Origin of the sequence: Aeribacillus sp. FSL K6-2833, from assembly GCF_037965815.1 — a bacterium.
Lineage (GTDB): Bacteria > Bacillota > Bacilli > Bacillales > Aeribacillaceae > Aeribacillus > Aeribacillus composti.
This window is the reverse complement of the sequence record NZ_CP150189.1, coordinates 2,058,108-2,070,471: the sequence shown is the minus strand read 5'-3', so window position 1 is coordinate 2,070,471 and position 12,364 is coordinate 2,058,108. Positions and strand designations below refer to the sequence as shown.

The following is a 12,364-nucleotide window of genomic DNA, read 5'->3' as shown; positions in this document are numbered from 1 at the left end:
CTTTCATCATTTTAAGAGCTTTTACAAAAGCGCCGTTTTTTTAAGTCTCTTCTTTTTTTACAAAATGAAAATTTTAGAAAATCAACTTTTTTACTTAAGAACGTTTTTACGTAAAGGAGTTCAAGCGGGTAGAAGAGAAATTATATTTCTGGGGAGGGTTCAGGATGAAATGGATTTACATTTTTTTAGCGATACTGGGTGGGATGATGATAGGAATACAGTCGCCGATTAACGGAAGTCTAGGCAAAAAAATCGGTGCTGTTGAAGGAGCATTTGTCTCTTTTTTTGTTGGAACAATGGTTTTAGCGTTCCTTGTTTTATTTTTTGGAAAGGGCCACATTACCGATTTGTTTCAAGTTCCAAAATGGAATTTGCTTGGGGGATTTTTAGGCGCGATGTTCGTCACGTTTACCATTATTTCTGTTCCGAAGGTTGGGGTGGCCGTAACGCTCCTTGCAGGAATCATCGGTCAAATGGCCATCAGCGTCATCATTGATCATTTTGGATTATTTGGAATGCCGAAAAATCGAATAGACATAAACCGCCTGATTGGGATCGGGCTAATGCTGACAGCTCTGTTCTTTCTTTACCGCGGCAGTGAATGAGATTTGTTTTTAGGGGAAAGCAGCGTATAACATAAAGTATCACCCTTAAAGAGTCAAGAACATTCTTACATTTTCTTGACTCTTTATGTTTGATTGGTTATAATGAATTAGCCATTTAGTTCGTTTTATCATGGATCCATTATAAGTCGTACCTCATATTGAAATGCAGGCGATCTTATATGGTCTGCATTTCTCATGAGTGTGCGGCTTTTTTTTCTTATGAAAAACAAACAATGAATGGTAAAATCTTTTTTTTGGAGGAAAAAGCATGAACACAGGTAAGGTAAAATGGTTTAACAGTGAAAAAGGGTTTGGATTTATTGAAGTCGATGGTGGAGATGATGTGTTTGTTCATTTTTCGGCGATTCAAGGCGATGGTTTTAAAACGTTAGAAGAAGGGCAAACTGTTAAATTTGAAATTGTCGAAGGCCAACGCGGACCTCAAGCGGCAAACGTACAAAAAAACTAATCCTTTCAAAGTGGCGCCTTATTTAGGTGCCGCTTTTTTTAGAAATTTATAAACATCTCGACTTGAGGATTACTGTTCGATAAAGACCCTGCAGCATGTGTAAATATTTTGGAGAGGTCGAAAGAGGGGAGACCATTTTCGAATGTATGTGGTTGACTGTTTTGAGCTTTTTAGAAATGCAGGGGGAACAAATAGTACATAACGTTTTAATTCGCGTGTAGTTAATGAATGGTAAGGAGCTGTCCAGAAAGTGGAGTCCATTATAATCATAAACATCGATATGAACGTTTCTAAATATTAAAGGGGTTTGTCTATAAGCCGAAAAAATGACTTATTTGACAAATCCCTTTTAAAAATTTGAAACAAACTGCATACCATTCCAGCTTCGTCGTGACACTGTTTTTAAATAGAAACAAGCTAACTTTTTGTCGTAAACGCAGCATCCGGAAGCTTTTTTATTTATTGCTGTTCTTCCAACACCTGTTTTAACAAATCACCTAAACTTGTGCCAAAAGAATCGCTTTTCGGGCTGTATTTTTGAATTAAAGCCCGATCTTTGCGGTTATTGACTGCCGTTTTCTTTTCTTCCGCTTTTTCAACCACATTGCAGCGGCGGCATTGGAAGTAAACACCGGCTTTGCCGTTATGGATTTCCATTGGTTTTTTGCATTGTGGACAGCGCCGGTTGGACAGCTTCGGATCTTTTCGTTTGCTATAGCGGCATTCCATGTTCGAACATGCTAATAAACGTCCTTCTTTTGTAGAACGTATTTTTAAAAAGGAGCCGCATTCCGGGCACATGGAGCCGGTTAAATTGTGTGCTTTGTAGCTTCTATCGCTATTTTTTATTTCATTAACGAGCCGTTTCGTTTGCTTGCGAATGTTGTTTAGGAAAAATTCAGGATTTCCTTTTCCCCGTGCGATCGCTTCAAGCTCTTTTTCCCAGCGCGCTGTCAGTTCAGGTGATTTTAGTTCATCATTGACAAGTTCAATCAGTTGTTTACCTTTTTTCGTTGGGTAGAACCTTCCGTTTTTTCGCTCAACCGCTTCTGTTTCGATAAGTCTTTCAATAATATCCGCCCTAGTTGCAGGAGTGCCGAGTCCGAACTTTTCCATCTGCGTAAGAATGTCCGCCTCTGAATAGCGAAGAGGAGGTTCTTCCAATTTTTCTTCTATTTCTACTTGATGAACAGCAAAAGATTGTCCTTTAACCAAAGTAGGGATGTTTCTGTTTTCCGGCTCATCCTGCTGCTTCCCTAAAACGGCTTTAAATCCATTATTCAATACAATTGTCTCTTTTGCAGTGAGTGTTTCTCCGTTCACATCAAAAACCGCATGGACGGTTTCATATTCGTAAGCAGGATAAAACAGCGCCAAAAACCGTCGGGCAATCAAATCATACAGCTTCCTTTCATCAGTGGAAAGCTCGCTCATATTTAGCGGTTCCTCCGTCGGGATAATGGCATGATGATCGGTCACTTTTTCATTATTGAACACCCGTTTTGATAAAATTTTTCCTTTGTTGGAAAGGAGAGGACGGATTTCGTCTTTATAGCCGGAAGCCATTGCCTGAAGCCTGTCAAACATTGTCGATTCCATATCCGCAGTTAAATAACGGGAGTCTGTCCGCGGGTATGTGACAAGCTTATAATGCTCATAAAGCTTTTGCAGTATCGTTAACGTTTTCTTTGCGGAAAATCCGAAACGCTTGTTGGCATCCCGCTGCAGCTCGGTTAGGTCGTATGGCAGCGGTTGATGTTCTTTCTTTTGCTTGCGCTCCACTTTGATGACTGTACCTTTTTTACCATTCAAGTTTGCCAATAGATGTTCAGCCGTTTCTTTGGAAAAAATTCTTTTTTCGCCGTTTCGCTCCCAGATGGTATGAATGGAACCGATTTTTGCATGAATCGTCCAATACGGCTTCGGTACAAATTTTTGAATTTCTGTTTCCCTTTTCATGATCATGGCAAGGGTTGGGGTCTGCACGCGCCCTGCCGAAAGCGGGTCATTATATTTCGTCGTCAAAGCTCTTGTCACATTTAAGCCGATGAGCCAATCTGCCTCAGCCCGGCAAACAGCAGACTGATATAATGCTTCAAATTGTTTCCCAGGTTTTAGATGCTTGAAGCCGTCACGAATGGCTTTATCGGTCTGAGATGAAATCCATAGGCGCAAAATCGGCTTTTTCCAGTTCAGCTTTTTTAAAATCCATCTTGCAACGAGTTCGCCTTCACGTCCGGCATCTGTTGCGATAATGCAATCTTTAATGTCCGTTCGTTTCGCCAACAGTTCTATGCCTTTATAATGTCGGCTCGTTTGTCTAATTACTTTTAACCCCATTTTTTCCGGGATTATTGGCAAATCTTCCAGCCGCCATGTTTTATATTTTGGATCGTAATGTTCCGGCATCTTCAATTCAATTAAATGACCGAGCGCCCACGTTACGATATACTTGCTTCCTTCAAAGTGAAATTTATGCTCTTTTTTGCAGCCAAGCACACGGGCTATCTCACGTGCAACGCTCGGCTTTTCAGCTAAAACGAGAGATTTCATATAATGCTCCTTTCTTTCAATCAACAACGTTTTAAGTATAACGGAAAGGAGGGAGGTTTGCATTAGTTGAATGAAAAAGCATAATATGTTTCAGTTTTATATCTCTTAAGGCAATGAATTCTTGTAAAGGTTGTACTATGGGATGATTGACTGTTCACATACAGAGGATGCATGTTCAAATTTAGTTCTTTCGTATTACCTCAAGAAATCAATCACACTCAATTTAGGAACATGTTCGTTTCTTAAAATCAGCAGAGACAAGGGGAAAGCTGGCAATTTTGAAAATTAACAAAAATAAAAGACGAAATATTTTAAAATCTGTTACAATATAGGTAAAAAGGGGTGGATTTGTGGAAGCTTGGCGATTTTTATAAAAAAAGGTATATATGGTTTCCGCCGCTCACTAACGCTTTTTCCTGACCCTGTAGCCCACGCAATCTGTGATAGGGAACTTCCGGCAAGATACTTTATGTTAACTTGAGAGGATATATTATCATACATACCTATTGAGCAGAATAATTTCTTGATCGCAAGGGGAAAAATACCTTTGGGATAACAAACCGCTAGTAACATCTAATCTAGTTAGACCCGCCATGGCCTTCATTTGAAACCGAAGGCAGCTTACGAACAAATATATTTAGGAGGTATGATGATGAAAGCACTTATATTCCGTGGACCAGGCAAGATCGAGTGGGGAGAGAAGGACAAGCCTACGATTCAGGAACCAACAGATGCCATCGTAAGAATCACCAAAACGACAATCTGTGGAACAGATTTACATATTTTGGGTGGAGATGTACCGGCTGTAACTGACGGACGGACATTGGGACACGAAGGTGTTGGTATAGTAGAAGAAGTCGGCTCAAGTGTCAACAATTTCAAACCTGGAGACAGAGTGCTGATTTCTTGTGTGACTTCCTGTGGAAGCTGCGATTATTGTAAAAAAGCGATGTACGCACACTGTGAAAAAGGAGGTTGGATTTTAGGGCATTTGATCGACGGTACCCAAGCAGAGTACGTTCGGATTCCATATGCGGATACAAGCATGTATCATATCCCTGAGGGAGTCGATGAAGAAGCGCTTGTTATGTTGAGTGACATTTTTCCGACAAGTCTCGAAATCGGGGTAATCAACGGCGAAGTTCAACCAGGGGATGTAATAGCAATTGTCGGGGCCGGACCGGTCGGGATGGCAGCACTGTTGACAGCACAGCTTTATTCACCAGCGGAAATCATTATGATCGACCTTGACGATAATCGTCTGGAGCTGTCCAAAAAGTTCGGTGCCACTAAGACAGTGAACAGCTCAAAGACAAATGCGGTTGAGCAAGTGCTTGAACTAACGGACGGAAAAGGTGTTGACGTAGCGATTGAAGCGGTCGGATTCCCGGTGACCTTCGACATCTGCCAGCAAATCCTAAAGCCGGGCGGGCGGTTGGCCAACGTTGGTGTTCATGGTAAGCCTGTCGAATTGCACTTAGAACAATTGTGGATTCGCAACGTCAAAATCACAACTGGACTTGTAAGCACAAGTACGACACCGATGCTGCTTAAGACGGTGCAGTCAGGAAAAATTAAACCGGAACAGTTAGTCACTCATCGTTTTTCGCTGGACCAGATTTTGCAGGCATACGAAGTATTTCGCAATGCGGCTAAAGAAAAAGCGATGAAAGTCATTTTATCCAATGATTAACCGTTAAAAAACTTGATGTAAGTGAAGCATTGTTCTTAAAAAGTAAACCATTTTATTGTAACCCCGTCCTAAACTTAGAACGGGGTTATGTGTGTTGGATGGATGCTTAAATTTATTAGAAAAAAGAAAGCTTCATTATTGGATTGCGAGAAACACCATTATGGAGCGGAAAAAGATTAACCTATCTGTTCGTTTTTCATATAAACTGTAAAATTTAAGAAAGCAAAAACGTGCCAGCTGCTGTATGTTTACAAGACTTGAAAATAAATTCAGCGTTTTTTATTCGAAAGCTAAGTCAACGATTCGGCGGGGAAGAGAAGCTATTTCACGGAGTTCGTTCATTTTGAAAAGGCTTTTTTCAACTTCTGCTTCTTTTTTTATAGCATTGCCGTCATTTTAAGTTATGAGTGTTTGTGATCTGCGCGCTTTGTGAATCCTCATGGAACATAGAATAAATCATAATAGTCTAGAGTCTGATATTGATTTCAAGATTATCATCTGTCTGGGAGGCTCGTTTTTACTATTGGTTTTAAACACTCAAGACTTTTCAGTCCCGAATGCTTTCACTTGATTAATGAAAAGATTAGGTTAATAATTGAGGTGCAAAACTTGCATTTCATTATTTTCTGTTTATTCTGTCATTCATAAGCTTTTTGATTCAATTGAAGGGGGAATGTTATGAAAATCGCTGTTGCTGGAGCTGGCGCGGTCGGCGGCTATTTTGGAGCTTTGTTAAAGAAAGCCGGACATGATGTTGTTTTCCTTGCAAGGGGCAAGCATTTAGAGGCAATGAAAAAATCAGGTTTAGTGGTTAAAACGAATGATCAACTCCTCACAATAGACGGTGTTTTTACAGATAAAATAGAGGATTTTGCTGATTGTGAGCTGATACTGTTTTGTGTGAAATCAACCGACACGGAAAGTACAGCAGAACAGATTGCCTCTTTGCGGAATGATCGCGCAGTTGTTTTGACGCTGCAAAATGGTGTCGACAATGAAGAAAAGCTCGCTCAAATTTTAGGTGGAAAAAGGCTCTTGTCAGCTGCAACCTATCTGTCGTCACATGTGGAAGAGCCTGGGGTCATAAAGCATAGCGGAAGAGCAAAACTAGTGATCGGCGCTCTGGATGAATCACTCATTTCGTTCCGCGATAAAGTGGCAGATCTTTTTCGTCAAGCTGAAATTTTTGTAAAAACAACAGATGATATCATGCTGGATAAGTGGAAAAAGCTGTTGTGGAATGCAACCTTCAATCCGCTTGCTGCTTTATCCAAAGCGACTGTCGGTGAAATTATGGAGCATAAAGAATTGAGGAAAACAGCTGAAAATGCCTGCCGAGAAGTGATGAGAGTAGCCAATAAAATCGGGATTCCATTAGATGAAGAAATGTTTTATCGCACTTTTGCCAATTCAGGAGCAGCTCTGAAGCATAAGCCGTCCATGCTGCAAGATCGATTGAAAGGAAAAAGGATGGAAATCGAATCATTGTGCGGGTTTATCGTGAAAAAGGGGCGGCAGATTGGTGTTGAAACGCCTGTTCTTCAAACGTTGTACAGCAATTTGCTTTTTCTTGAAACACATCGATGATCCGATGGACAATTCCTATACACATGAAGGATTCAATTCCATTCATACATAAATATCGATCGATTGATAAAAACAGAAAAATAAGACATAAAAGAAAGGACGATTTAGCATGAAAACCATTCCAGATACAGAAATTTATGTAAGGTATTGCGAAACGGATGCGTCAGGCCATGTTAACAATACAAGCTATTATTTGTATATGGAGGAAGCTCGGACTAAATTTTTACAACACATGTCAAAACAAGTAGGGAACCAAGACTGGAAATTTATTTTAGCATCCACAAAATGCGATTACCTTGCCCAAGCGTATGCCCATGATACATTAACGGTAACTTCAAAAATTACGCGGATTGGAACGAAAAGCTTTTCGATGGAGCATGAAATAAAAAATGCAGAAACGGGGAAATTGATCGCAAAAGGGGAAGGAGTTATCGTTCATTACAATTTTAAGTTGCAGCGTTCTGAGCCTTTAACTCCTGAAATGCGTTCGATCCTTGAACAATACTTAGTAGCTGTTTAATGAGCAAGGCAATTTTGTAAGCCTTATCAGTTGAATTAATATCATTCTGATTAAATAGCTAAAGAAAAAGGATTTTCCGAATGTATCCACCGGAAAATCCTTAAAATTTGTTATTCAAACGCATCACGCACAACTTTTTTGACCGGGTCGACTGCATACCAGCCCCATGTAGATGTATGTCCCTCTTTTGTCTCCGGATCACTGATCACGATTTCATAAACGTGAATAATATATTCGCCTTTTTCATTATCATGATCATATTCAACGTAAACGTTAGAAGTATTTTCAATTTTTAAATACTCCCGAACTAGCTGTTCAGCTTCAGTATGGCTTATAGGACGGCTTTTCTTTGATTCCTCAGCCTTTTTTTGCTCTTCCTTTCTCTTTTTTGCTTCTGCTTCAGCTTTTTGCCGCTCTTCTTGAAGTTTTTTCTCCTGCTCCTGCAAGTATTGATTTTTCGCCGCAGCTGCTTGATTCATGAATTGTTCTGCATTTTTGGTAACGCTGACGATCTTCTCATTATTTGATGTTGTTTCAGCAATTTTCTTAAATATGGCGAATGCTTCGTCAAACTTGTTTTCTTCCAACAATGCTTTCCCTGACTCAAGTTCAGATTCCATTTCTTTTAAAGCGGCGCTCGTTTTTTCCGCCTCTTCGATTATTTTTTCAGCTTTCGGTTTGAGAATATCAAGAACCTTGGAGGTTTCATTTGAATTTTTGATTTTTTCTGCCAATGATATGGCGGTTTCAAATTCTCCTTTTTCAAGGGCAGCAACGCTGTCTTTAATTTGTTTTGACAAATCCAGCGCCAATTGAACTTCTTCAGTGTTTTTTTCATGAAGAGCTTTGTTAAAAAACGAGATGGCGTCGCTGTATTGTTCTTTTTTTAGCGCTTCAATACCAGATTCCATGTTGGATTTATATTCTTTTGATGTACATCCGAACAGAAACATCATGGCAAAAATCAAAATGTAGAAAAATAAGTTCCGCTGTTTCAAGTTTTTACCGCCTTTTCTAATATTATTGATTTCATGTAAATTATATCCCTCAAAATACGGCTCTTACAAGAAAAAATTTTATTCAAAACGTTACTAAGAAGTGTAATAGGCAAAGCGTTTAAAAGGAATGATATAAAAAGATTGAAATTCAGAAAGGAGAGATGAACGTGTCAAATGACTTTTATTCAGCAGTCAAACATCGACGCACTTATTACGGAATCAGTAAAGAATCAACTGTTTCTGATGAGCGTATTCAAGAAGTGATCAGCCACGCAGTTCTATATACACCATCCGCTTTTAATTCCCAAAGCGCCCGAGTCGTTCTTTTGCTTGGCGAGCATCATAACAAATTGTGGGATATAACGAAAGAAACGTTGCGAAAAATTGTTCCAGCGGATCAATTTGCTTCAACAGATGAAAAAATAAATTCATTCCGAAATGGATACGGTACTGTATTGTTCTTTGAAGATGACCGCGTTGTTCAAGGGTTGCAGGAACAATTCCCATTATATGCGGACAATTTCCCGATTTGGTCACAACAGTCTTCTGGAATGCTGCAATTTGTGATTTGGACTTCGTTGGAAATTGAAGGATTGGGCGCCTCGCTGCAGCACTATAATCCGCTCATCGATGATGAAGTGAAGAAAGAATGGAATATACCAAATGAATGGAAACTAATTGCTCAAATGCCGTTCGGAAAACCGACAGCTGAGCCCGGTGATAAAGAAATAAAACCAATAGAAGAGCGATTGAAAATATTTAAATAAGATGCTTATGTTTTCAAATTGTTGTCACCCCCTTTTCAAAAAAATAAAGCTGAAAAGGGGTTTTGCATTTGAAACAATTCAAACCGAAAGAGAAAAAACGGCTGTTCTTTTTTTTATATTGGAAGGAGTGATATTTTTTTCTTTGACACTCATGATGTAAAAATTTTTTCAAACGTTTCCTTCTTAATTATCAAAAAAGAAAATAAAGGTGAGCGAAACAATTGCTTTTTTCTTCATCTTCCTTCACTATGGTAATGTACGCTAATATATTTATAAAGACAACAATTGCTTCATTTATTTATGGAAAACACTCTTCAAGTTTCATCCTCATCAAGTGTATATTCTTCCTATTTACAAAGAAAAAATATTACAATAACATGTATTAAGCAGTCTATTTGTATCGCTAAATAATATAGAAAAATTGTTAGAAAGAAGGATTTATATGGGAGAAGAACGAGACCTGGCACAGGAAACCTTCAATAAAGTGCCGCTCATGATTGTGTTAATGTCCGGTGCTTTTGTTGCCATTTTAAACCAAACGTTGCTTGGAACTGCTTTGCCGCATTTAATGATGGATTTCAAAGTTGATGCCAATACAGTTCAATGGCTGCAATCGATTTTTATGCTTGTTAATGGGATTATGATACCGATCACCGCGTTTTTGATTGGTCGTTTTACGACAAGAGGACTGTTTCTTACAGCCATCGGAATTTTTGCTGTTGGAACTGCAATTTGTGCAATTGCTCCCAATTTTTCTGTTTTAATGGCAGGGAGAGTGGCGCAGGCTGCTGGTGCCGGAATTATCATGCCGCTGATGCAGACAATCTTGTTTTTAATTTTTCCCGTTGAAAAAAGAGGAACGGCAATGGGGATGTTTGGACTCGTTATTGCATTTGCGCCGGCAATTGGTCCGACTTTATCCGGTTACCTTGTAGAGCATTTTGCATGGAGAAGCTTGTTTTATGTGCTCTTACCTATTGTAGTCATTGATCTTTTCTTAGCTTTTTTCATCCTAAAAAACGTTACGCGGCAAACTTACCCAAAAATCGATATTTTATCCATCATCCTTTCAACGTTAGGCTTTGGCGGTTTATTGTATGGATTCAGCGCAGCTGGAAGCAGCGGCTGGGGGAGCGGTCAAGTTATTTTATCGCTCTTCATCGGTTTGACCACTCTTACTTGGTTTATAATTAGACAGCTGCAATTGGATGAGCCGATCCTGGAATTCAAAGTATTTAAAAGCAAGACATTTTCGATCACAACTGTTTTAGGCATGATTGTGTTTATGTCTATGATTGGCGGAGCAGTTATTTTGCCGATGTTTATGCAAAATATGCTGGGATTTTCAGCATTTGAGTCCGGACTGGTGCTCTTGCCAGGCGCACTTGTCCAAGGGGTGGCCAACCCGATAACAGGCAGATTATTTGATAAATTCGGTGCCAAATGGCTGGCGATTATTGGATTTTTTACCTTAACGATCACGACGTTTATGCTGTCACACCTCACCTTACATACAACGTTTACATATTTAGCGGCAGTAAATGCTTTCAGGATGGTCGGTGTTGCGATGGTCATGATGCCGGTGACAACCGCTGGTTTAAATCAACTGCCTACATATTTAATTTCACACGGAACTGCGATGAACAACACAATGCGGCAAGTAGCTGGTGCAGTTGGAACAGCTTTGCTTGTGACAGTCATGACAAATACAGCGTTGCCTGAAAAAGGTATTGAAGGAATGATACATGGAGTAAATATATCTTTTGTAGTGGCAGGTATATTCTCTGCGATCGCTCTCATCTTATCGTTTTTTATGAAAAATTCGCAAGCGGCAAAAGACGAAAGTCTAAAGGAAAAAGAAAACAAGCAAATTGTGAGCGAAAGCTAATTTTTTCTTGGCAATAGCTAAAAAATAAAGCAGAAGCAGGGTAAGCCCTGCTGCTTTATCGTTTTATGTCTGCTGATTGTTCATTTGATTGCCAGCCGGTTGATAATGATTGATGATCGCTTGAGCAGTATTTTGCTGAAAGACCGGCACTTGATAATAACCTTTTTGGTTCATATATTGCCAAACTTCATAAGCTTGCTCTGCGCAATTTTTCGCCCCTTGGAGCACGACATTTCTTAATTCCGGATCTGAGCATTCCAATGCAGCATGCATCCTTAATGCTGCTGACGCTTTTAAACATCCTAACATTCCTGACGCAACATCATGGTCGTTCATCTCGTTTATTGAGCTGTTGGGAGCTTCCGGTGTTCCGCCTGAGGTGCCAAAGGAAGGGCTTGCATTTTTCAATGGGCGGTAAGTGCTGAAATTTTGCTGACTGCTCTTGTTTCTTACTATTTGAACGATTGAATTGTATTCATTTGTCATAAAAATGATTTGATTTTGCAAAATGTTTTGCAGCTCTGGATCTTTGCAATGGGGCTGATAAAGTTGAAATTGGTTAATTCCATCAATTGTGTTTGTTAAAACTTCATGTACTTCCATTAATTCATGAGCACCTAATTGATTCATACCTTCAATCCCTCCTAAGTAATTTTTTAACAGTTAGTATTATGTTTGAAATTTTTCATTTTATACAAAAAACCCCTCAGTCTGCGATACTGAGGGAAAACTTTTAAGAAATTATTTTTACACGCTCTTTTCCAGAAAAGCTTTTACATACTAGCATCTGACTAAATCTATTAGAATAATTTGTACGTGCTTGTATCGTTCCTTGTTCATCCATTGTGAGGATCCATCCTGCAGGCAATTCTCCTTCAAAATATTCAATGAAAGATTGAAGCTTTTCAGTCGATTCAGGGATCGTTACATACCCTTCCGTTAGTTGATACCATAAATCTCTGACAGAACGAAGGGCTTCTTTTAGTTTATATTCTTTTTCCAGTTGTTTGACACTTCGATAGATCATTTGATATTCACTCCCTAATAAAAACTTATAACATTGAAGAGTGAATCACTATGAAAAAAATTTTCCAGTTGAAGGTAAAAAAGCCAGACAATTTGCATCTATAGCCTAGTTGTGCGTGTATCTATTTGCCATCTTCTTGTCATTTGTTGTATGCCCAGCCGATGCTTCGAATCCAGCTATTTTTGCATAGATGTAACTGTCCATTTTGTACTGAAGCTTTCTTTTTATTTTTCTAAACCTCTTCAATCTTTTGGGCA

11 protein-coding genes are annotated in these 12,364 nt (G+C 39.2%); 7 read left to right on the top strand and 4 right to left on the bottom strand.

The features are described 5' to 3' along the window. Positions 1-164 precede the first annotated feature (164 nt). Both NSQ94_RS10165 and cspD read left to right on the top strand, forming a co-directional pair. Positions 165-605: a DMT family transporter gene (locus NSQ94_RS10165; protein ID WP_063389536.1), complete on the top strand. Its 441-nt coding sequence runs from the start codon at positions 165-167 to the stop codon at positions 603-605. Positions 606-873: 268 nt separating this feature from the next. Beyond that, on the top strand, positions 874-1,074 hold the full coding sequence (gene cspD, locus NSQ94_RS10160) for a cold-shock protein CspD (protein WP_063389535.1): 201 nt from the start codon (positions 874-876) through the stop codon (positions 1,072-1,074). A gap of 459 nt (positions 1,075-1,533) precedes the next feature. On the opposite strand, the gene NSQ94_RS10155 is transcribed toward cspD, so the two are convergent. Then, on the bottom strand, positions 1,534-3,627 hold the full coding sequence (locus NSQ94_RS10155) for a DNA topoisomerase III (protein WP_144597995.1): 2,094 nt from the start codon (positions 3,625-3,627) through the stop codon (positions 1,534-1,536). 652 nt (positions 3,628-4,279) lie between these two features. On the opposite strand from NSQ94_RS10155, the gene NSQ94_RS10150 reads away from it, so the two are divergent. From NSQ94_RS10150 to NSQ94_RS10140, 3 genes are all read left to right on the top strand, one after another. After that, on the top strand, positions 4,280-5,320 hold the full coding sequence (locus NSQ94_RS10150) for a zinc-dependent alcohol dehydrogenase family protein (RefSeq protein WP_144597996.1): 1,041 nt from the start codon (positions 4,280-4,282) through the stop codon (positions 5,318-5,320). Positions 5,321-5,998: 678 nt separating this feature from the next. After that, entirely contained in the window at positions 5,999-6,907 is a 909-nt protein-coding gene (locus NSQ94_RS10145) for a 2-dehydropantoate 2-reductase (RefSeq protein WP_339229000.1), read from the top strand. A 109-nt stretch (positions 6,908-7,016) separates the two neighbouring features. Continuing rightward, positions 7,017-7,427 (top strand): thioesterase family protein, encoded by a 411-nt coding sequence (locus tag NSQ94_RS10140; protein ID WP_199757341.1) that lies wholly within the window; start codon positions 7,017-7,019, stop codon positions 7,425-7,427. Between the two features lie 110 nt (positions 7,428-7,537). Here the strand turns inward: NSQ94_RS10140 and NSQ94_RS10135 are convergent, their stop codons facing one another. Beyond that, a complete protein-coding gene (locus NSQ94_RS10135) occupies positions 7,538-8,425 on the bottom strand; it encodes a hypothetical protein (RefSeq protein ID WP_144597998.1) in 888 nt (295 codons plus the stop codon). A 167-nt stretch (positions 8,426-8,592) separates the two neighbouring features. On the opposite strand from NSQ94_RS10135, the gene NSQ94_RS10130 reads away from it, so the two are divergent. Together NSQ94_RS10130 and NSQ94_RS10125 are read left to right on the top strand one after the other, a co-directional pair. Then, positions 8,593-9,192 (top strand): nitroreductase family protein, encoded by a 600-nt coding sequence (locus tag NSQ94_RS10130; protein ID WP_094245736.1) that lies wholly within the window; start codon positions 8,593-8,595, stop codon positions 9,190-9,192. 442 nt (positions 9,193-9,634) lie between these two features. Continuing rightward, complete coding sequence (locus tag NSQ94_RS10125; RefSeq protein WP_327847661.1) at positions 9,635-11,080, top strand: DHA2 family efflux MFS transporter permease subunit; 1,446 nt, start codon at positions 9,635-9,637, stop codon at positions 11,078-11,080. 63 nt (positions 11,081-11,143) lie between these two features. On the opposite strand, the gene NSQ94_RS10120 is transcribed toward NSQ94_RS10125, so the two are convergent. Together NSQ94_RS10120 and NSQ94_RS10115 are read right to left on the bottom strand one after the other, a co-directional pair. Next, a complete protein-coding gene (locus NSQ94_RS10120; RefSeq protein ID WP_063389527.1) occupies positions 11,144-11,710 on the bottom strand; it encodes a spore coat protein in 567 nt (188 codons plus the stop codon). A 103-nt stretch (positions 11,711-11,813) separates the two neighbouring features. Continuing rightward, a complete protein-coding gene (locus NSQ94_RS10115; protein WP_066246704.1) occupies positions 11,814-12,107 on the bottom strand; it encodes a hypothetical protein in 294 nt (97 codons plus the stop codon). Positions 12,108-12,364: the final 257 nt, after the last annotated feature.